This window comes from Salinimicrobium maris, assembly GCF_049680855.1.
GTDB lineage: Bacteria > Bacteroidota > Bacteroidia > Flavobacteriales > Flavobacteriaceae > Salinimicrobium.
The window spans coordinates 930,348-949,055 of sequence record NZ_JBMPGS010000002.1 but is presented as its reverse complement, the minus strand read 5'-3'; the positions used below and the strand labels follow the sequence as shown (position 1 = coordinate 949,055).

Below are 18,708 nucleotides of genomic sequence, written 5' to 3'. Positions count from 1 at the left end.
AAATTTAAGCTTCGTACGGCCTTTTTTGTTTCATGATCAAACCTGCAATAAGAGAATAGATTAATCCAAGGAATGCACTAAAGGCTAGCCAAATAGCACTTCCTATTAAAGGATTAGATCCCCATTCAACCCATTTTAGAGTCGCCTCTATTTGCTCATCTGTCATTGTTCCCGCTTGAAGTAGTTGATCTCTGGTTGCATCAAGAGCCTGCTGCGCGTATGTTGGCTCTATCACATAATTGAAGAGAAGATTATAGATAAGAAAAATGAGCCCGCTGATTACTGCGGTTGCAACTCCCGTTTTTAATGCTTCACTCAGGCTCAAAAAGCCGCCTGTTTCCTTTTTATATGCCTTAATAGCCATTATGATAACTACAGGAAAGATAACGTAATAGATGTACATTGGCCACTGTTTTCCTTCAAGAGCCATTCCGGTAACATACATTATGATGGCGATGAATATCAAAATAACTCCCAGGATGACTCCATAGGTGACGGCGAATTTGCCGGGGGATTTTGCTGTTGATTGTTCCATTTTTAATAATTTTGGTTAGGTTTATGTATATGCATAATATGTAAGCAAATATAGCAAAACGTTACAGAGGAAGATTAAGATAAAAAATGAGCGTGAAAAATAAGTTGCAATAGTTGTAGTTTTATAAAAAATTACTAAATTTGCAGCTCGAAAAAATTACAAGATTTTAAAGAATAAAGAGATGAAGCAGGGAATCCATCCGGAAAATTATAGATTGGTAGCGTTTAAGGACATGTCTAACGACGAAGTTTTTATTTCTAAATCTACCGCGAACACAAAAGAAACTATTGAGGTTGAAGGTCAGGAATATCCTTTGATAAAATTGGAGATTTCCAGAACTTCTCACCCATTCTACACTGGTAAATCCAAATTATTGGATACTGCCGGTCGTATCGACAAGTTTAAGAACAAATATGCCAAATTCAAGAAGTAATTTCCTGAATTTATTCAATATAGAAAGCCTCCAGGAATGGGGGCTTTTTTTGTTCAAAAGCCGGTGAGGTCTCAAAAAATGTCAGTTTCCCGTACCTTTATAAAAAAAAATAATATGAATTATATCCTTTTTGATGGTGCTGCAAGGAATCAGCTGCTACCTTTCACTTTTACTCGTCCAGTGGCCGATTTGCGAATAGGTATTTTGACCATTCGTGAGAAATGGGAGAAGATTCTTGAATCTACCACTTCTACGGTGACAGAAGATTATTTAGCCGAGAAGTGGCCAATGGTAGAGATGGAGGAAAACATCATGATCAATGCCTCCTTTTTACCAACAGGAGAACTGGTGGCTCAAATCAATGAACTTCAGGAAAACCAGGCTATCTTTCATGAGGAGGATATTGTGGCTTTTTATGCGAAGGAAGATCAGGAAGTAGATTTGAATTCTTTTGAAGTCATTGAACTTGCCGGGAGTCCGTTACAGGTTAGCCAAACATGGCATTTGTTCGAGAAAAATGCAGAAGCTATTTCGGCCGATTTTGATCTCCTAACCAATGGACGTGAAAGCCAGCCAATTTCATCAACAAACCAGGTAATTGCTCCCGAAAATGTCTTTTTAGAAGAAGGTGCTAAAGTAGAATGCGCCATTTTAAATGCTTCGGAAGGGCCAATTTATGTTGGTGCAGATGCCGAAATTATGGAAGGAAGTATCGTGCGTGGGCCATTAGCTATGTGCGAATCTTCTGCACTTAAATTAGGCTCCAAGATTTACGGAGCTACCACTATAGGGCCTCACAGCCGGGTTGGGGGAGAAGTCAAAAATGTGGTTATTTTCGGTTATTCCAACAAGGGGCATGAAGGCTTCCTGGGAAATTCGGTGCTTGGGGAATGGTGTAACATTGGTGCAGATACCAATACTTCCAATCTCAAAAACAATTATGCCGAAGTGAGGCTTTGGGATTATGAAACTGAAGGTTTCGCAAAGACCGGACTGCAGTTCTGCGGATTGATGATGGGAGATCACAGCAAATGCGGAATCAATACCATGTTCAATACAGGGACAGTGGTTGGTGTAAGCAGCAACATCTTTGGCGCAGGATTTCCACGGAATTTTATCCCAGATTTTAGCTGGGGTGGCAGCGCTGGAATCACTACTTACAAAACATCTAAGGCTTTTGAGGTGGCAGAAATCGTGATGCAGCGTAGAAACATTGAATTCACCGAAGAAGACAAGGCTATTCTCGAACACGTTTTTGAGCAAACGAAAAAGTGGAGAAGGATCTAATTAGTGTCATCGTCTCTCAGAAGAAGTAAAAGAAAACACTGGTAAATATTACTAAAATGGCAGTGGTGATCAAAAGGATCTTTTGCTGCCTTTTTTTGTTTTCCGCAGCTATTTTTGCGCTTAATTCCCTTAACTCTTCTTTTGAAGGTTTCCGGTGGCTTTTTACGCCTTTTATTTTCCCGCCTGTAGTAGCCAGGTATTTATCGGTTTTCGCTGTTCTTGTTCTTCTGTTATTTTTGAGGCTAACAATAGCTCCTATGGCACTCCCAAAACTCATTCTGAAAAATTTTTTTTAAAATAATCAATTTTTGAATTCCTGGAAGACAAGATTTTCTAGAGATTTTATATATCTATTTATAGTTGGTATCTTTGCAGGCTTCAAAAGGTGATTTTGAACAGCATTTTTTAATTAATGAGAACCTGCAGATTGGTAGCAGGTACTTCAGGAGATGAATATGGAAAGTACCAAAAAAGTCGCATTTTATACCCTTGGATGTAAACTGAATTTTTCAGAAACTTCTACCATCGCCCGTTCCTTTAAAGATGAAGGTTTTCAACGGGTTGATTTTTCCGAAGAAGCCGATATTTACGTGATCAACACCTGCTCGGTAACCGATAATGCCGATAAACGATTTAAAACAATCGTAAAGCAGGCTCAGAAAGTAAATGAAAATGCTTTTGTGATCGCAGTAGGATGTTATGCGCAACTTAAGCCTGAAGAACTTGCTGCAGTAGATGGTGTAGATCTAGTTTTGGGTGCTACCGAAAAGTTTAAGATCACGAATTACCTCAATGACCTATCCAAAAATGACATGGGAGAGGTGCATTCTTGCGAAATAGGGGAAGCAGATTTTTACGTGGGCTCTTATTCCTTTGGAGACAGGACCAGGGCCTTTTTAAAGGTTCAGGATGGGTGTGACTATAAATGTACTTATTGTACGATTCCATTAGCACGTGGCATTTCTAGAAGTGACACCTTAGAAAATGTGCTTAAGAATGCAAAAACCATTAGTGACAAAGGCATCAAGGAAATCGTATTAACGGGCGTTAACATTGGTGACTACGGTAAAGGAGAATTTGGAAATAAAAAACACGAACATACCTTCCTCGAGCTGGTAAAAGAGCTGGATAAGGTGGAAGGTATTGAGCGATTGCGTATTTCTTCCATAGAACCCAATCTCCTGAAGAACGAAACCATTGACTTTGTATCCAAAAGTGACACTTTTGTGCCTCATTTTCATATTCCATTGCAGAGCGGTAGCAATGCTGTTCTTAAGGCGATGCGCCGCAGGTATATGAGAGAATTATATGTAGACAGGGTGGAACAGATTAAATCAATTATGCCTCATGCATGTATTGGAGTGGACGTCATTGTTGGTTTTCCCGGGGAAACTGATGAGCAGTTTCTGGAAACCTATAATTTCCTCAATGATCTTGATATTTCCTACTTACATGTTTTTACTTATTCTGAAAGAGATAATACTCCTGCCGCTCAAATGGAGAATCCTGTACCTTTAAAAGTGCGGAAAAAGCGTAGTAAGATGCTGCGCGGACTTTCAGCTAAGAAAAGGCGTGCTTTTTACGAATCCCAAATAGGAAACTCCGTCACTGTTCTTTTTGAAGGTGAAAATAAGGAAGGTTATATCCACGGGTTTACCGAGAATTACGTTAAAGTAAAAACGCCCTGGAACCCGGGATTGGTTAATACCTTGCATGAAATTAGGCTTCAAAAAATAGATGAAGACGGGCTCGTAAGATTTGACTGGCTGGAAGAGCCTGCTGTTGCGGTATAGTTTAAATGTTGATTCCTACCGGTAGTAAGTCCTTGTACTTTCTCTTATTCTTTCTCATGTATTTCGCTATCAAAGGGCTGGTGGGAACGACGCGGTGAGAATCCTGTTCTTTAATATGATCGAGCACCGTCTTAATGAAGGTTTCCAGGTAGCCCTTTTCACGGAGCTCTTCGCTCATAACAATTTTTGTAAGGAAGATCTTTCTTTCCTGTTGAGAATATTCAATTTTGACCAGTTCTCCTTCTATAGTACTTTCAAACTGGCGTAAGAATTCATTATCGGATAATGGGAGTTCGGTTTGCATATAATGATTTTTGTTAATGTTTCATCAAAAATTCCGCCAGAGTGGGAGTGGAAGAGTTTTTTCCTGCTGTTTCGAGCCATATCCCTGTAAATTCTTAGAGATTTTAAGTGCCAAAATGGCCTAACATTTTGAGAGAATGAAACGGAAAAGAGGCAGAAAACATTTAAATTTGATCCTAAATTAAAGGTTTTACACCATTTTCGGTAATCAAAGGCCATGAAATGAAAGAGGATTCTTTTGTACACGTTTACTGCATGCCGGGCCTGGCAGCAAATCCCTCTATTTTCGAAAATATAGAATTGCCAAAGCACAAGTATAAGATTCATTGGCTGGACTGGCTATTACCGCGTTCGCAGGAGACCCTCAAAGCTTATGCAAAAAGGATGTGCGAAAGGGTAAAGCACAATAATGTGGTGTTAATTGGAGTTTCATTTGGGGGAGTTGTGGTACAGGAAATGGCAGAATTCCTGGAGATAAAAAGACTTATCATTATTTCAAGCGTTAAATGCCAGCGCGAATTGCCGCGAAGGATGAGGTATGCTCGCTCCACAGGCCTGTTCAGGATTCTTCCAACAAGCCTGGCAGGACATGTAGATCTCCTTCAAAAAATTGCGATTGGGGATTATGCCCAAAAAAGGTTAAAATTGTATAAAAAGTATCTTTCAATCACAGATACCCGTTACCTTGATTGGGCTATTGCGCAAATGGTGTGTTGGGATCAAAGAGAACCGCATCAGGAAATCGTACATATTCATGGTGACAGGGATGAAATATTTCCTTACAAGTATATTGAAGGATGCATAAGAGTTCCCGGGGGAACGCATATTATGATTGTGAACCGGTTTAGATGGTTTAATGAGCGCCTTGAAAAAATCATTGAAACAGAAAACTAGAGGGAAAGAAATTGAATAATATTTAAACAGAAAAAGAATGAAATTGCCTAAGAAGATATTGATGATGAGTACCATAATGGTCGCTGGTGCAGTAAGTATTTATGCAGTACAGGACGCGGGTACAGATGAGAACCAGGAAGAAAGGCTCGTTAATGATTATAATATTTATGCCATCCCTGTGCCCGAAGACCTGGAGTTTGCAGGAGAACCTGTTCCGGTAGAAAGTCCTGATATTTATGAAAGGATGGATCGCGAATTACTTGTCAACACCTATTGGCAATCAAATGCTTTTTTACTTATAAAAAGAGCAAACAAATATTTCCCGGTGATAGAGCCTATTCTCGCTGAATATGGTGTGCCCGATGATCTTAAATATATTGCGGTCATAGAAAGCGGACTTACAAATGCCGTTTCGCCCGCGGGAGCCAAGGGTTTTTGGCAGTTCATGGAATCTACAGGAAAAGAACTTGGACTGGAAATCAACTCCAATGTAGATGAAAGATATAACCTTGAAAAATCTACTCGTGCAGCAGCAGAGTATTTAAAGAAGTCAAAAGAAAGATTTGGTTCATGGACTTTGGCCGCCGCCGCTTATAACGCGGGTAATTACGGGATAAGCCGGCAGCTTGAGCGGCAGGAAGTGGGTGATTATTACGACCTGCTATTGGGAGAAGAGACAGGTAGATATGTTTTTCGAATATTGGCGCTAAAGGAAATACTTGAAGATCCGCGCAGGTTTGGGTTTAACTTCAGGGAAAAAGACCTTTATCATGATGTTCCTTCTCGTAAGGTAAAAGTAGATACAGCAGTTTCAGATTTTCCTGCATTTGCAAGAAATTTCGGGATCAACTACAAAATTTTAAAAATACATAATCCCTGGTTGCGGGAAGCGCATCTCAACAACAGCTCGCGCAAGGAGTATTTCATCGAAATTCCTGAAGAGGGATATTACAGTATGATGAATCTATAAATAAGGTGCCAAAAATGGCATTTTTGGAGATGTTATGGCAGCCGTGTTTCAGCGGAATGTTCGCTTAACTCACTGCTGTCCTGAAGGAGTAATTGAGAAATACCTTCGGAAAAAGCTTTGTGATTTAATTCAAAAGATTCATTTTTTGCTACAGCATATGGATGGGTAATACTTCTTTTAATATCCACGATCTTTTTTTCTTCGGTTAAAAGAAAGGAGGTAGGAACGCCCAGGGAATGCTTCAGGTTGCGAATGACGTAATTGCTTTCGTTGCTTAGTTCGTCTACAAAATATACCTTCACAGATTTGTGATATTGTTTAGCTAAATCCCTTGCCGTCTTGCGCTTGTCCCAAAATATTACCACAAAATCAATTTTGTCCTGATATTTTTCCGCAAGAGCATTAAGTGCAGGGATTTCTCCTTTCGTAGGAACGATCCACGATGCATTGGTGATAAGATAGGTGGGTTTATCCAGCTTTTCAAGAGGAATTACCTTATTCTTAAGGTTCTTAACTTTAAAATTGTCCAGATAACTTCCTTTAAGGCAATTATTGACGAGTGAATCAAATAGAAAATTAGCGCGCTGTACATTATCGTCGAGGTAAGCTTCCTGTGCTTTCGAAACATACTTCGGAAGATACATAGAAAGGGCTTCAGAGAAGTACAGGTCATCATCCTGAGCCTCTCCGGGAAGTGTAAGAATTACGATAAATAAAAAGAGTAAAACTCTTACCATATATCCCCTTTAACTTTGTGTGTAATACAAAATTACAGAAGATGTAAAGGGCATAGAAAAATTTTCGATGAAGAACCTGTATATTAGGTAACCTACATAGGCCTTAACAGGTTTTAACCATGATTCGTGAAAATAGCCACAGGAGGTGGTCTAGATTTTCTTCATTTGTTGTTTCATCATCTTGATTTGTTCGTCAAGCATATTGTGTTTGTCCAGCTTTTTAGCTTCCTGTAACAACATTTGAGCTTCCCTTTTTCGCCTTTTGGTCATGGCAATTCCTGCGAGGTTCAATTTGGCCATTGCAAGATCCTGATCCATGGAAAGCCCCAGTCTTATGGCTTTTTTGAAGTATTTTTCGGCTTTGGTGATGTTGGTTTGGGAAAGCATCAATCCATGAAGGTACCAGTAGTATCCCTGTTGCTTTTGAGTCAGTGCTTTTTCAGGGTCCTGTATCTTGTCAAGCCATTTCTTTGCGCCGTCAAAATCCTGTTTCCGAAGCCTTAAAAAAGCCATCAGGATCATTTCATTTTTAAAATACAGGAATATGAAAATAGACGCTAATAATATTAAAAAGATACCATTTCCAATATTTCCTTCAATAAATTGCCATATTGCAAGGGCGAAAATGATTCCGGCGATGACCAGTTTGAAATTTTTGTTGAACATAATCGTATTTTTGACGGCCGCAAAGGTAAGAAAAACAAATGGAAATTATTTTAAATTAGGGTTTGTGAGAGTAAAAACTCTTCGTATATTTGCCCGCAGTTTTAAGGACAGGTCTTAAAACTAATTTTTAAGCGATTTCAAAGAAGATTAAAGATAATTATCATGAAAAGAACGTTTCAACCATCTAAGAGGAAAAGAAAAAACAAGCACGGTTTCAGAGAGCGAATGGCAAGTGTCAACGGAAGAAAAGTGCTGGCCCGAAGAAGGGCGAAGGGAAGAAAGAAATTATCTGTTTCCTCAGAGAACAGACATAAACACTAATGATAATTAGTCTTCAAAATAATAAGGTGTTACTTTTTTTAGTAACGCCTTTTTTTATACCCAAAAGCTTCATAGTTTTATAACCTTACCATATATTTTTCCAGATGCCAAAGAACAAGAATCTTAAAAGTATTTTGATTATTGGTTCTGGTCCAATCATTATTGGCCAGGCCTGTGAATTCGATTATTCAGGAACCCAGGCGCTCCGGTCGCTAAGGGAGGACGGAATTGAAACAATCCTCATCAATTCCAATCCTGCGACCATCATGACAGATCCTTCCATGGCAGATCATGTGTACCTGAAGCCTCTGAATACCAAATCCATTATTGAGATACTTAAAGAACATCCCCAAATAGATGCCGTATTACCAACCATGGGTGGACAAACTGCCCTTAACCTTTGTATTGAAGCCGATGAAAGGGGAATCTGGAATGATTTTGATGTAAAGATCATTGGGGTAGACATTGATGCTATCAATATTACCGAAGACCGTGAAAAATTTAAGCAGTTGATGGGGCGCATCGGCATACCTGTAGCGCCGGCAGAAACTGCAACTTCCTATCTTAAAGGAAAAGAAATCGCACAGGAATTCGGTTTCCCGCTGGTAATTAGGCCTTCCTTTACACTGGGAGGTACCGGAGCTTCTTTTGTTCACACAGAAGACCAGTTTGATGAACTTCTTACCCGAGGGCTTGAAGCTTCGCCTATACATGAAGTTTTAATTGATAAGGCATTGCTTGGCTGGAAAGAATATGAACTTGAATTGCTGCGTGACAAGAACGACAATGTAGTGATCATTTGTTCCATTGAAAATATGGATCCTATGGGAATTCATACCGGGGACTCTATTACAGTTGCACCAGCCATGACGCTGAGTGATACCTGTTTTCAGAAAATGAGGGATTTAGCCATAAAAATGATGCGCAGCATCGGGGATTTTGCAGGTGGATGTAATGTACAGTTTGCCGTAAGTCCAGATGAGAAGGAAGATATCATTGCCATTGAAATCAATCCGCGGGTGTCAAGATCTTCTGCTCTGGCATCAAAGGCAACGGGTTATCCCATTGCAAAGATTGCTGCAAAACTGGCCATTGGATATTCGCTTGATGAACTTGATAACCAAATCACCAAATCTACGTCAGCACTCTTTGAACCTACCTTAGATTATGTGATCGTAAAAATACCACGTTGGAATTTCGATAAATTTGAAGGCAGCGAACGAACCCTGGGACTTCAAATGAAATCTGTAGGGGAAGTGATGGGGATTGGCCGTTCGTTCCAGGAAGCGCTGCATAAAGCGACACAATCTCTTGAGATTAAACGCAACGGATTGGGTGCCGATGGAAAAGGCTACACCAATTACGACCAAATCATTGATAAGCTTACTCACCCAAGTTGGGACCGCGTTTTTGTAATATATGACGCTATTCAACTGGGAATACCTTTAAGCCGCATCCACGAAATCACAAAGATCGATATGTGGTTCCTAAAGCAGTATGAAGAACTGCATGCATTGGAGGTCGAGATTTCGAAGTACTCCCTTGATGACCTTCCTAAAGACCTTTTACTTGAGGCAAAGCAAAAGGGATTTGCCGATCGTCAAATAGCTTATATGCTAGACTGTCTTGAAAGCGAGGTGCATAAAAAGCGGGAGGAACTTAATATCAACCGCGTTTATAAACTGGTAGATACCTGTGCGGCCGAATTCAAAGCCGAAACACCCTTTTATTATTCCACTTTTGAAGCTGAAATAGAAACCGCCGATGGGAAAAGGTATGTTGAGAACGACAGTAAAAGCTCAGATAAAAAGAAAATTGTTGTCCTCGGTTCCGGGCCAAACAGAATAGGGCAGGGGATTGAATTTGATTACTGCTGTGTACACGGGGTACTGGCTGCTTCGGAATGTGGTTATGAAACCATCATGATCAACTGTAATCCTGAAACGGTCTCTACCGACTTTGATATTTCTGATAAATTATACTTTGAACCTGTTTTCTGGGAACATATTTATGACATCATTCGTCATGAAAAGCCTGAAGGCGTGATCGTTCAACTTGGAGGACAAACGGCTTTAAAACTTGCAGAAAAACTGGACCGCTACGGAATTAAAATTATGGGAACCAGTTATGAAGCCCTTGACCTTGCCGAAGATAGGGGGAGTTTTTCAACATTGCTGAAGCAAAATGACATTCCTTATCCAGATTTTGGAGTGGCAGAAACCGCAGATGAAGCGCTGGCTCTTGCCGAAGAGCTTGATTTTCCAATCCTGGTAAGACCGTCTTATGTACTTGGAGGGCAGGGAATGAAAATTGTCATCAACAAGAAAGAGCTGGAAGAGCATGTGGTCGATCTGCTCAGAAAGATTCCTAATAACAAATTACTGCTCGATCATTATTTGGATGGAGCAATAGAAGCCGAAGCCGATGCCATTTGTGACGGTGAAAACGTACAGATTCTGGGTATTATGGAGCACATTGAACCCTGCGGAATACATTCAGGAGATTCCAATGCTACATTACCGCCTTTCAACCTGGGAGATCTTGTGATGCAACAAATTAAAGATCACACGAAAAAGATCGCACTTTCCTTGAATACAGTAGGCCTTATCAATATACAGTTTGCTATAAAAGATGATAAGGTGTTCATTATAGAAGCGAATCCGCGGGCGTCAAGAACGGTTCCTTTTATTGCAAAAGCATATAAGCAGCCTTACGTTAATTACGCTACAAAGGTGATGCTGGGCGAGAAGAAGGTGACAGATTTCAAATTTGATCCACAGCTGGAAGGCTACGCTATTAAGCAACCGGTGTTCTCATTTGATAAGTTTCACAAGGTGAACAAGCAGCTGGGGCCGGAAATGAAAAGTACCGGAGAAAGTATTTTATTCATAGACAGTCTAAAAGATGATGCCTTCTATGAGCTGTATTCCAGGAGAAAAATGTACCTGAGCAAATAAGTATTCAACAAATATTATAAACAGGCTGGAGGCCGGGAAAGGTTGATTAAAAGTGGTAGACATCTACTGCTTTTAGTCAACCTTTTTTTCTGAGGAAAAGTTTTCAAAAATGGCATTTTTGGAAGGTATTCTAATTTTCAGACTTCCTTAAATTACTTCTGAATTTTATAAATAATATGAGCAAAATGATTGTAAGGCTGACTTTAAAAGCTTTGCAGCATTAAATGAATCTTATTAAATAATTCAGCTACTCCCAAAGCAGACCACAAGATGAAAACAGCCAGGAGAATTTTACCTGCTAATGCCATTTTATAACCTAGTTTATGATGGAGAAACAGGCTAAGGGGAGGAAAGTATGCAAAAGGGAGTAAAAAGATGAAGATCCCGTATCCCGAATCGTTTCCCCAAAAGGTGTTTACTATGCTTATTGCCATTGCGAGGATTCCAAAGGTGTAGCTTATAAACTTCGGAAGAATAAGTTGATTTTGCATGAGTTTAAGTTTTTGTTTATAATTATTTTTAAAATTGAGGCTCTTGTTCGTAATCCAGCAGAATTTAATAAGATTACAGCAGAATAAAATCTACTGAAAGTTGAAAATGAATGGCAACAGGAACACCACGGCCAGGACCCACACGAGATAAACTGGCAGAAATGCAGCAATACTCTTTTCGATCTGCACGATTTTCTCTTTGTCCTTTATCGCTTCAAATTGCTGGTAGGTCAATATTAGCAAATGAATTAGCATCAGGATGTTACTGCCGAGGACTGCAATTCTATTAGGTGTGAAACCTCCCTCAAAAATTCGAAATAAAATAGCAGAAAGTGCGATGCCATTGACAAGGATCGTCGCCACCGATAAAAGTAAGAGTATCCATTTTCCGGAAGCAGAATTTTCATTTGAAGCACTTTCAGCAACAGAAAAGAAGATCAAAGCCATGACGCCAATAAGCAGGATATTGAACAAAAGCAGGAATTCACGGTCAATGTAGGGGTTTTTTCCGGAGAAGACGATGGCACCCAGATAAATTAAAAGCATTAACAAAACCAACGGACTAAAAATTTTTGCAATCACCGGCGAAACTTTATTGACCAGCTGCGGATTCGTTTGTGTGAGGTATGTGGCGGTTATTGGTACAGCGGGCAAAACGAAGACAACTATGTACTCGAAATAAAATTCTTCGATGTTGTAGCCAATTAGCTGAAAGAGACCAATTGTAATGCCTGTAGTAATGATCCCGGCCAGCACCAGTAAAGCAGACATCACCAAAAGGTCTCCGTTAAACCTTAAAAAGGCCAGGCGTTTTCTGTGATTAGCATAATCGTTTCCGGCAAATGAGACTCCCAGAATTACCCAAAGGAGCAAAGGCAAATGTATACAGACGAGGATTAAGCTGTCACTGGTATCTACATCATAAGGGAGAGAGTTCACATAGAAGGCACAAATTGCTGTAGCTGCAGCCATGAAAATGATGCCTTTTCGTTGCCATTTATTTTTCCAGGCGAAATAGGTTGTCAGGAAGGGAAGAACCAGAAAGCTGATATTTCTTGGGAAGAAAAATTCTTCATTGATCCCGAACAACACGGGAAACTTGGCAAGGAGACCTGCTAATAAGGAAGTAATGAGAATAAACAGGAAATCCTTCCTTGAACCCCAGGAAATAGTATCAGATTCGTATTGGAGTCTTTCGTTCCAAAAGTGGGCTATGGGAATCTCCTGAATCTGCGGATACACCTTTTTAAACTCTTTTGTAAAAAGAGCTTTGTTCGCCCTGTACAGTTGCTCCAATTGTGCCGGCTGATGAATATTAGAAAGGATTTTTTCGTTCATAACTCCAGGTTATTAATGTTAATAGATAATGATTTAATTTATTTTAAAGTACTTTGAAATGCAAAGTCAAATGGTAAAAAATTTTACTTCTGAATTTTTATCAAATTTTCAAGCGTGTTTAAATGTAATTCGAATGCTTTTCTTCCCGCTTTGGTCATTTGATATTGCGTATTTGGTTTTCTCCCTACAAAACTTTTTTCCACAGCAATAAAATTTTCCTTTTCAAGCGCCTTCAGGTGACTGGCAAGATTCCCGTCGGTCACATCCAGATACTCTTTCAGTGCCTTAAAATCGAGCGTTTCGTTGACAGCGAGTGTAGACATGATTCCCAGCCTCACCCTGCTTTCAAAGGCCTTATGTAAACCGTTAATAATTGTTTTCACTTTTCGTACTTCAGGTGCATATAAATACCGTAGGCAATATGCATTAAACCAAATCCTATCGCCCAAAAAAGCAGTCCCAGTGCGGGAAAATATGCGCTAATGAGCCCCAGGATAATTTGGGCGATGCCGAGCGACCTTAATTCTCCAAAAGTAAACTTACTGGCATTAATAAGTGCCAAACCGTAGAAGATTAATGTTAACGGTGCTACGAATGCAAATAAACCTTTTGAAATGAAGATGAGGATGAAAATTCCGCCGGTAAATAATGGAATCGCCATATTAAGGGCCAGCTTCTTTGCAACAGGGTTCCACACTTTCTCATTATTTCTTCTTGCTTTTTTATAGGATAAAAATGCGGCTGTTCCCACAGCAAGAAGAAGTACCGATACTGCAATCAGAATGATGGGCAACAGGTCTTCAGCAGGGATTGTTACAGCATAATTGGTGGTTATAATAAAGTCGAGGTTGAAGAGCCAGTAAATTACAATTGCTCCCAGCAAAGCATAGATCCCGGCCATCACTCCGGAAAACCCCGAGAGCGAGAGAAACTTTGTCGACCGTTCCATCATTGAGCGGATTTCCGAAAGGTCGTTGATATACTCCTGTTCTGTTTTCATGTAAAGTACTTTGTGTTTCAAAGTTAATAAAGAAATGCTATTTTCAAAGAATTATTTTAGTTTAGACTGAAATTTATTATCGGTTACGGTCAAGCTCTTTTATCTGCGGTTTGTAAGCAGAGGGCAGGAGCAGGGATTTTAAGATGCCGTTTAACTTTAAAAGTCGGCTCCACTTATAAGCCACTAGCGCAGGCGGAATGATAGGATTTCCTTTTAAATGGAGCAGTTCCCTTACTTTTAGTGGGCAAACCATTTGCTGAACCTGCAGCAAGAGCCAGTATCTCACTGCTCCCAGGTGTTTTCTGTATTGGCGGTAAAGATCTTTGGTGTACCGGCTTTGTTCCATGTCTTGTTGTAGATGCTTTTCTCTTTGTAAAACCCATTCCTGGAAATTTTCTGGCAGTCCCTCAATTTTCATTCTCTGCCCAACCCGGTTAAAGACATCAAAGATTTCCTCTTTTTCAGTATTTGTGAGTCTGCGCTCCAGCAATTCATAGGCATTGATGGAATAAGCTATCAACATAAAAAGGACATCCCGGTAAGACCACTGCGGAATTTTACCTCCGCGTTGTTCCTCCACACCTGAATGTATCTTGTTAATAGCGTCAATTGCCGCCACTGCTTCAAAATGTCTTGAGAATACGATCTTACCGGCATATTCAACGGTGGAAAATAATCTGCCAAGAGGATCTGCGGGCAGGTGCCCGGTAAAGTAAAGCCAATCTACTGCTCTATTCAGGGCAAATTCTGCAGCAGCACCGGCAAATATGAAGAGCACGGTATCGCTTTTGCCCCATATCTCCCGCACAATTGAATCCGGTCTTACAAAATAGTCCATCTTCGATTATCAAAACTTATTTGGCTTCAAAAATAGCTTTTAAAAAGTACTTTGAAACACAAAGTTAGTTAAATTTATGAATTTTTTGAAGATGGCAGGTAATGGGTTCCTAATCAGCGGTTTTAAGCAAAATTTTACATGGCTGCTGCTGCTAATTCATTATTAGCTAACTTCGTATATCTGGTTCATAAAGATAAATGATGATGAAAAACTTCTTAAAAATTACTTTCCTGTTTCTTCTTGCCGTTACCTTCAGCAGTTGTGAAAAAGATTCTGTGTCCGAAGAAATACAGCAGGAAGCCAGCCATACGAGCCTTGTGTATATAGTGGCAGATAATAACCTCGATTCTTATCCGAAAGGAGACCTTAAAGAAATGATCGCGGGTTATCGGGATGTTCAGCATTCAAAAAATAATACGTTGCTGGTTTATTTAGATGATTTCTCAACTCCCCGCCTTCTTAAGATCAGCAGGGAAAATGGCCAGGTTGTTTCAAAAACGATTAAAGAGTTTCCAGAGCAGAATTCCCTGGATGTAGCGGTGATGTCGGGCATCATTAATCAGGCGCTGGACATGTATGTAGCCGATTCTTATGGCCTTACGTTATGGTCACATGGCAACGGCTGGTTGCCGGGAACAGAACAAAAGAAGAAAGTGAGCACCAGGTCATTCGGGGAAGATGACAATGATGGAAAATCCTATAAATCTACTTATATGGATATACTGGATCTAAAAAGAGTACTGGCCACAACACCGCACCTGGAATATCTCGTGTTTGATGCCTGTAATATGCAGGGAATTGAAGTCGCCTATGAATTAAGAGATCTTACCAATTATATCATTGCATCGCCGGTAGAAGTTTCGGCTTATGGAGCCCCTTATCAGGAAATGGTACCCGCCTTTTTTTCTGAGACCCATAAGCCTGAAAATATCGCGTATGCTTTTTTTAATCAGTACGCCCAGAATTTTGATTACGAAAATAATAAAGGAATAAAATCCCATTTTTCGAAAGCTACGGTAAGGGACGAGCTGGATACCAGCGTGTACCAGTATGGTGCAGCTGTTTCGGTGGTTAGTTGCAGGGATTTGGAGGAACTTGCCCTGGCTACAAATACCATTTTAAAGGATTTGGCGGATAACGGTACAGGCCTTAGCACGCGAGACGTTTTTAACTATGACAGTAATTACTATAACTACTATTTTGATCTTCAAAGCCTTATGAAAACTAATTCCGAAGAGGACAGCGAGGCATGGAACACCTGGGAATCGGCTTATGAAACGGCCGTTCCACTGTTTCTTACAACACGAACTACCTATTCATCATTTGTAAATTACAGTTATGGAGGATTTCTAGACATGGCAGAGGCCCACGGAATTTCGACTTTTATACCTCTCGAACAAAATTTTAAGCAGGCCAACAGGTGGCGAAACTATTCTGAGGATAATTCATTTTTACATGAGGAGTACGAATATTATGGCAACTACTATCGTAATTTCCAGTGGTATGAGGCTGCGGGATGGGATGAAGTGGTAGAGTGATGGAAATGGAATTGGCCTATTCAAGCAGTAACTTTCGACTGGCTCCATCTGTCCCTCACATTAATAATTCAGCAACTTCCTCCTCTGAATTAAATAAAAAATTGGTGCTATTGCCGGCAAAACAAACATGCTTGTTACCCAAAAAAATTTGTTTGAGAATCTACTCTGTACCATATCGCTTAGAACAATTACCCAGCTTGAAAAGAAGAGCATAAAGGCCATGATTAGTATAGTATCAGAAAAATTCCAGTGTAGAATTTTGGCTATTGCACCAGTCGTTGCTAATAAAAGGTTTCCTATAATTAATAGCCACACTGTTTTAATGCTGATCTTCAGATCTTGATTTTTCATATTTTAGGGGTTGTGTCATTTTAGTATGTCAACAGACATTCTATGGAGTTTGAAAAACTCAGTTTCTACCTGTTGTTATTCAATTGGTTCTGTAGTTACTTTTCATATATTTTTCTGATATTCTATCTCTCGAAATTCAACGTCACTTCATCCATTTCCCCATCCTCATCGTAATCTTCTTCTCCTGTAATAGAAAACTTGCTTGAATTAAGTTCGATTACCTTCACTGTCTCCCCATTCAGGTGTAACTGTCCGTCTGAAATTGAATAAACGCCGGTTAGTTCATAATATTCTTCACAATCCCATACATCCATTTGCCAGATGGTGCCATCTTCTTTAAATTCAATGTAATCCCTGCCGCAATCTTCATGGTCGTCATAAGGGATTCGTTCCCCATTGATAACCTGATCCACAAAATACCATTTGCCGACCAGGGTTTCTTGTTTTACGGTAACCCCGTTTGTGGAATCATTATCATCATCCTTTGAGCAAGATGTGGTCAGGAAAATAAGGCATAGCGCTGCGTGTAAAATGTGTTTTGTCATGAGTGTTTGTTTTTTAATCTATGTTTTTTTTATCTTCTTTTCTCTCTTCGTTATTTTCAACTGAGGGCTGCTTTTTTAAATAATTTCTACGTGCTAAAAACCCTATAGTCAACCCAAAGAGCACAAAATGAATGATGAATTTCCAGATTAAGTGGTCGTCGTCTATCCAGTATCCGTAGAAAGCCATTGCTATTGCAAAAGATAGCCCGGCAATAAAGAATGTTTTTAATAAGATTTTATTCTCTTTTTTCATATGTGATTTTTAGCAGTTTTACAATTTCTTCTGCTAAGCCTGATTCCAAACCACATCCTACGTTATTGCCAACATGGACATGCAAAAGCTTAACTGTAAAGTGTCGGTTAAATAAATACATAAAAATGTCATTTTTGAATAGATTTAGCATCCCGATTACCAAAGCTATGTTTAGTTTTACTTGTTTCAAATCTTTGCTTTAAATAAAAGAGGATAGCTAATAATAGAAGTAAAGAGACTACTATCGCCAGAGTTTGATTAAGAGGACTGCCAAAGACCGCCCGCATTGGCTTGTCAACTAAATATGCTGTGCCAAAATAAATCCCGAAAAGCATAAAGAAAAAATTGTTGGCGAAATGCATTGCTATTGCTAATAGAATATTTTTAGTTTTCCAGAAGATCCATCCGTTGATCAATCCTATTCCAAAAGCCCCAATAAATTGCCATGGATTAAAATGCAACAGCCCAAAGATGATACTGGAGACGAAAATAGCTTTCCGCGGATTACAATTGTTTAATAAACCTTTTAGTATGATCCCTCTGCATAAAATTTCTTCTAAAACCGGAGCCAATATTAAAGGCAACAAAAAATTTTCCCAGCTATAGCCATTTCCCATTTCGTAAAACATTTGCTTTATGTACTCCGGCATTGGGATTAGGTGAACCAGGTGAGAAGTGAGCCCAAACTGCAACAGGATAGGTAAAGGCATAAGGATTGGAATTAATTTCAAATACTTTGTAGAGATGTTCAGACTATATTTGTCAGCATATTTCTCATAAATCTTGATGGCTACAAAAACCGGGATTCCTAATGATAGCATATAATTAATCAACGTTCTAAAATCAGTGTCTTCCAGTATTTTTCCGGTAAGGATCGTGGATATCAAACCTATTATGAAACAGGCCAGCAAGATCAAGAAGGCATGTTTTATTTTTAATCCTGTTGCACTTTTTTTATTGAAAATCCTATTCATTTCTACGTAATCTTTGCTGCTCAATCAATTTGTTCTCTTTAATTTTTGCATATTTATGGATTTAAACCAGTCTTGACCGTCTATATTTAATTCCCGGGTTTTCAATAGGTACTTCAAAGTTTGGACATTGTCATTGCAGCCTGAGCGCATTTCACCATGTACATCCCAGATGTAGCCTAACTTCAAATTCTCATCAGCGAAGATTCTGAAAACTACTTCTTGGTTTGGCATGAAAGCGATGTTTCTAATGATGCTGGCAACTTTAGTATCAACATCTTCAAATTTAGTCTTATCGGTTTCCACAAAAATACTTTGATATGCACTAATGAAATCGTTCACATAAAAAGCTTGAGGTTGATTGGAACTTTCCTGCCCTGTAGCCTGACTAACAATTAGTGCATAAAAAGAGCAAAAATTATTTGTTTAAGCATATTGAATATTTTCAGGTGAATTTTGGCTGATGATTTTAAGTTTTCGTAGTAGC

23 protein-coding genes are annotated in these 18,708 nt (G+C 39.4%); 8 read left to right on the top strand and 15 right to left on the bottom strand.

The window, feature by feature from the left end; translation table 11 throughout:
- Positions 1-4: 4 nt before the first annotated feature.
- The gene (locus tag ACOV1Q_RS09880) at positions 5-535 is read right to left on the bottom strand and encodes a DUF4199 domain-containing protein (RefSeq protein WP_424494213.1); all 531 of its coding nucleotides are present in this window, start codon (positions 533-535) and stop codon (positions 5-7) included.
- A 181-nt stretch (positions 536-716) separates the two neighbouring features.
- Between ACOV1Q_RS09880 and ACOV1Q_RS09875 the strand changes: the two genes are divergently transcribed.
- Positions 717-968 carry a type B 50S ribosomal protein L31 gene (locus ACOV1Q_RS09875; RefSeq protein WP_189604979.1) on the top strand — a complete coding sequence of 84 codons (252 nt, stop codon included), beginning with the start codon at positions 717-719 and terminating at the stop codon, positions 966-968.
- Between the two features lie 114 nt (positions 969-1,082).
- Entirely contained in the window at positions 1,083-2,255 is a 1,173-nt protein-coding gene (locus ACOV1Q_RS09870) for a GlmU family protein (RefSeq protein WP_424494212.1), read from the top strand.
- A gap of 16 nt (positions 2,256-2,271) precedes the next feature.
- Here ACOV1Q_RS09870 and ACOV1Q_RS09865 read toward each other — a convergent pair whose 3' ends face one another.
- Positions 2,272-2,532, bottom strand: a complete 261-nt coding sequence (locus ACOV1Q_RS09865) for a hypothetical protein (protein ID WP_424494211.1) — start codon at positions 2,530-2,532, stop codon at positions 2,272-2,274.
- Positions 2,533-2,710: 178 nt separating this feature from the next.
- Here ACOV1Q_RS09865 and mtaB point away from each other — a divergent pair, with 178 nt between their 5' ends.
- A complete protein-coding gene (gene mtaB, locus ACOV1Q_RS09860; protein WP_424494210.1) occupies positions 2,711-4,048 on the top strand; it encodes a tRNA (N(6)-L-threonylcarbamoyladenosine(37)-C(2))-methylthiotransferase MtaB in 1,338 nt (445 codons plus the stop codon).
- Between the two features lies 1 nt (position 4,049).
- Here mtaB and ACOV1Q_RS09855 read toward each other — a convergent pair whose 3' ends face one another.
- Positions 4,050-4,352 carry an N-acetyltransferase gene (locus ACOV1Q_RS09855; protein ID WP_424494209.1) on the bottom strand — a complete coding sequence of 101 codons (303 nt, stop codon included), beginning with the start codon at positions 4,350-4,352 and terminating at the stop codon, positions 4,050-4,052.
- Positions 4,353-4,573: 221 nt separating this feature from the next.
- Here ACOV1Q_RS09855 and ACOV1Q_RS09850 point away from each other — a divergent pair, with 221 nt between their 5' ends.
- Together ACOV1Q_RS09850 and ACOV1Q_RS09845 are read left to right on the top strand one after the other, a co-directional pair.
- Complete coding sequence (locus tag ACOV1Q_RS09850; protein ID WP_424494208.1) at positions 4,574-5,245, top strand: alpha/beta fold hydrolase; 672 nt, start codon at positions 4,574-4,576, stop codon at positions 5,243-5,245.
- Positions 5,246-5,282: 37 nt separating this feature from the next.
- Complete coding sequence (locus tag ACOV1Q_RS09845) at positions 5,283-6,215, top strand: lytic transglycosylase domain-containing protein (protein WP_424494207.1); 933 nt, start codon at positions 5,283-5,285, stop codon at positions 6,213-6,215.
- A gap of 32 nt (positions 6,216-6,247) precedes the next feature.
- On the opposite strand, the gene ACOV1Q_RS09840 is transcribed toward ACOV1Q_RS09845, so the two are convergent.
- Both ACOV1Q_RS09840 and ACOV1Q_RS09835 read right to left on the bottom strand, forming a co-directional pair.
- Positions 6,248-6,952 (bottom strand): TlpA family protein disulfide reductase, encoded by a 705-nt coding sequence (locus ACOV1Q_RS09840; RefSeq protein WP_424494206.1) that lies wholly within the window; start codon positions 6,950-6,952, stop codon positions 6,248-6,250.
- A 150-nt stretch (positions 6,953-7,102) separates the two neighbouring features.
- On the bottom strand, positions 7,103-7,618 hold the full coding sequence (locus tag ACOV1Q_RS09835) for a DUF2892 domain-containing protein (protein WP_424494205.1): 516 nt from the start codon (positions 7,616-7,618) through the stop codon (positions 7,103-7,105).
- 162 nt (positions 7,619-7,780) lie between these two features.
- Between ACOV1Q_RS09835 and rpmH the strand changes: the two genes are divergently transcribed.
- A complete protein-coding gene (rpmH, locus tag ACOV1Q_RS09830; RefSeq protein WP_013071475.1) occupies positions 7,781-7,939 on the top strand; it encodes a 50S ribosomal protein L34 in 159 nt (52 codons plus the stop codon).
- A 104-nt stretch (positions 7,940-8,043) separates the two neighbouring features.
- Positions 8,044-10,896 carry a carbamoyl-phosphate synthase large subunit gene (gene carB, locus ACOV1Q_RS09825; protein ID WP_424494204.1) on the top strand — a complete coding sequence of 951 codons (2,853 nt, stop codon included), beginning with the start codon at positions 8,044-8,046 and terminating at the stop codon, positions 10,894-10,896.
- 203 nt (positions 10,897-11,099) lie between these two features.
- Here carB and ACOV1Q_RS09820 read toward each other — a convergent pair whose 3' ends face one another.
- The 5 genes from ACOV1Q_RS09820 to ACOV1Q_RS09800 form a co-directional block, all read right to left on the bottom strand.
- Positions 11,100-11,387, bottom strand: a complete 288-nt coding sequence (locus ACOV1Q_RS09820; protein ID WP_424494203.1) for a hypothetical protein — start codon at positions 11,385-11,387, stop codon at positions 11,100-11,102.
- 90 nt (positions 11,388-11,477) lie between these two features.
- Positions 11,478-12,725, bottom strand: coding sequence for a hypothetical protein (locus ACOV1Q_RS09815; RefSeq protein WP_424494202.1), 1,248 nt, complete (start codon positions 12,723-12,725; stop codon positions 11,478-11,480).
- Between the two features lie 83 nt (positions 12,726-12,808).
- A complete protein-coding gene (locus tag ACOV1Q_RS09810; protein WP_424494201.1) occupies positions 12,809-13,108 on the bottom strand; it encodes a winged helix-turn-helix domain-containing protein in 300 nt (99 codons plus the stop codon).
- The gene (locus ACOV1Q_RS09805) at positions 13,105-13,725 is read right to left on the bottom strand and encodes a hypothetical protein (protein ID WP_424494200.1); all 621 of its coding nucleotides are present in this window, start codon (positions 13,723-13,725) and stop codon (positions 13,105-13,107) included. Before ACOV1Q_RS09805 ends, ACOV1Q_RS09810 begins: the two co-directional genes overlap by 4 nt.
- Positions 13,726-13,801: 76 nt before the next feature.
- Positions 13,802-14,563 (bottom strand): oxygenase MpaB family protein, encoded by a 762-nt coding sequence (locus tag ACOV1Q_RS09800; protein WP_424494199.1) that lies wholly within the window; start codon positions 14,561-14,563, stop codon positions 13,802-13,804.
- A 203-nt stretch (positions 14,564-14,766) separates the two neighbouring features.
- On the opposite strand from ACOV1Q_RS09800, the gene ACOV1Q_RS09795 reads away from it, so the two are divergent.
- Positions 14,767-16,101 (top strand): clostripain-related cysteine peptidase, encoded by a 1,335-nt coding sequence (locus ACOV1Q_RS09795; protein WP_424494198.1) that lies wholly within the window; start codon positions 14,767-14,769, stop codon positions 16,099-16,101.
- 60 nt (positions 16,102-16,161) lie between these two features.
- On the opposite strand, the gene ACOV1Q_RS15900 is transcribed toward ACOV1Q_RS09795, so the two are convergent.
- From ACOV1Q_RS15900 to ACOV1Q_RS09775, 5 genes are all read right to left on the bottom strand, one after another.
- Positions 16,162-16,314 (bottom strand): PLDc N-terminal domain-containing protein, encoded by a 153-nt coding sequence (locus tag ACOV1Q_RS15900; RefSeq protein WP_489686614.1) that lies wholly within the window; start codon positions 16,312-16,314, stop codon positions 16,162-16,164.
- Positions 16,315-16,574: 260 nt separating this feature from the next.
- Positions 16,575-16,997 (bottom strand): lipocalin-like domain-containing protein, encoded by a 423-nt coding sequence (locus ACOV1Q_RS09790; protein ID WP_424494197.1) that lies wholly within the window; start codon positions 16,995-16,997, stop codon positions 16,575-16,577.
- A 13-nt stretch (positions 16,998-17,010) separates the two neighbouring features.
- Positions 17,011-17,250: a hypothetical protein gene (locus ACOV1Q_RS09785; RefSeq protein ID WP_424494196.1), complete on the bottom strand. Its 240-nt coding sequence runs from the start codon at positions 17,248-17,250 to the stop codon at positions 17,011-17,013.
- A gap of 128 nt (positions 17,251-17,378) precedes the next feature.
- Positions 17,379-18,224: a CPBP family intramembrane glutamic endopeptidase gene (locus tag ACOV1Q_RS09780; RefSeq protein WP_424494195.1), complete on the bottom strand. Its 846-nt coding sequence runs from the start codon at positions 18,222-18,224 to the stop codon at positions 17,379-17,381.
- Between the two features lie 24 nt (positions 18,225-18,248).
- Positions 18,249-18,563 carry a hypothetical protein gene (locus ACOV1Q_RS09775; protein WP_424494194.1) on the bottom strand — a complete coding sequence of 105 codons (315 nt, stop codon included), beginning with the start codon at positions 18,561-18,563 and terminating at the stop codon, positions 18,249-18,251.
- Between the last annotated feature and the right edge of the window lie 145 nt (positions 18,564-18,708).

What these genes read in the sequence shown, in the direction of transcription:
- ACOV1Q_RS09880 (WP_424494213.1), bottom strand. Translation starts at nt 535, where the DNA reads ATGGAACAATCAACAGCAAAATCCCCCGGCAAATTCGCCGTCACCTAT.
- ACOV1Q_RS09875 (WP_189604979.1), top strand. Translation starts at nt 717, where the DNA reads ATGAAGCAGGGAATCCATCCGGAAAATTATAGATTGGTAGCGTTTAAG.
- ACOV1Q_RS09870 (WP_424494212.1), top strand. Translation starts at nt 1,083, where the DNA reads ATGAATTATATCCTTTTTGATGGTGCTGCAAGGAATCAGCTGCTACCT.
- ACOV1Q_RS09865 (WP_424494211.1), bottom strand. Translation starts at nt 2,532, where the DNA reads ATGAGTTTTGGGAGTGCCATAGGAGCTATTGTTAGCCTCAAAAATAAC.
- mtaB (WP_424494210.1), top strand. Translation starts at nt 2,711, where the DNA reads ATGGAAAGTACCAAAAAAGTCGCATTTTATACCCTTGGATGTAAACTG.
- ACOV1Q_RS09855 (WP_424494209.1), bottom strand. Translation starts at nt 4,352, where the DNA reads ATGCAAACCGAACTCCCATTATCCGATAATGAATTCTTACGCCAGTTT.
- ACOV1Q_RS09850 (WP_424494208.1), top strand. Translation starts at nt 4,574, where the DNA reads ATGAAAGAGGATTCTTTTGTACACGTTTACTGCATGCCGGGCCTGGCA.
- ACOV1Q_RS09845 (WP_424494207.1), top strand. Translation starts at nt 5,283, where the DNA reads ATGAAATTGCCTAAGAAGATATTGATGATGAGTACCATAATGGTCGCT.
- ACOV1Q_RS09840 (WP_424494206.1), bottom strand. Translation starts at nt 6,952, where the DNA reads ATGGTAAGAGTTTTACTCTTTTTATTTATCGTAATTCTTACACTTCCC.
- ACOV1Q_RS09835 (WP_424494205.1), bottom strand. Translation starts at nt 7,618, where the DNA reads ATGTTCAACAAAAATTTCAAACTGGTCATCGCCGGAATCATTTTCGCC.
- rpmH (WP_013071475.1), top strand. Translation starts at nt 7,781, where the DNA reads ATGAAAAGAACGTTTCAACCATCTAAGAGGAAAAGAAAAAACAAGCAC.
- carB (WP_424494204.1), top strand. Translation starts at nt 8,044, where the DNA reads ATGCCAAAGAACAAGAATCTTAAAAGTATTTTGATTATTGGTTCTGGT.
- ACOV1Q_RS09820 (WP_424494203.1), bottom strand. Translation starts at nt 11,387, where the DNA reads ATGCAAAATCAACTTATTCTTCCGAAGTTTATAAGCTACACCTTTGGA.
- ACOV1Q_RS09815 (WP_424494202.1), bottom strand. Translation starts at nt 12,725, where the DNA reads ATGAACGAAAAAATCCTTTCTAATATTCATCAGCCGGCACAATTGGAG.
- ACOV1Q_RS09805 (WP_424494200.1), bottom strand. Translation starts at nt 13,725, where the DNA reads ATGAAAACAGAACAGGAGTATATCAACGACCTTTCGGAAATCCGCTCA.
- ACOV1Q_RS09800 (WP_424494199.1), bottom strand. Translation starts at nt 14,563, where the DNA reads ATGGACTATTTTGTAAGACCGGATTCAATTGTGCGGGAGATATGGGGC.
- ACOV1Q_RS09795 (WP_424494198.1), top strand. Translation starts at nt 14,767, where the DNA reads ATGAAAAACTTCTTAAAAATTACTTTCCTGTTTCTTCTTGCCGTTACC.
- ACOV1Q_RS15900 (WP_489686614.1), bottom strand. Translation starts at nt 16,314, where the DNA reads ATGCTCTTCTTTTCAAGCTGGGTAATTGTTCTAAGCGATATGGTACAG.
- ACOV1Q_RS09790 (WP_424494197.1), bottom strand. Translation starts at nt 16,997, where the DNA reads ATGACAAAACACATTTTACACGCAGCGCTATGCCTTATTTTCCTGACC.
- ACOV1Q_RS09785 (WP_424494196.1), bottom strand. Translation starts at nt 17,250, where the DNA reads ATGAAAAAAGAGAATAAAATCTTATTAAAAACATTCTTTATTGCCGGG.
- ACOV1Q_RS09780 (WP_424494195.1), bottom strand. Translation starts at nt 18,224, where the DNA reads ATGAATAGGATTTTCAATAAAAAAAGTGCAACAGGATTAAAAATAAAA.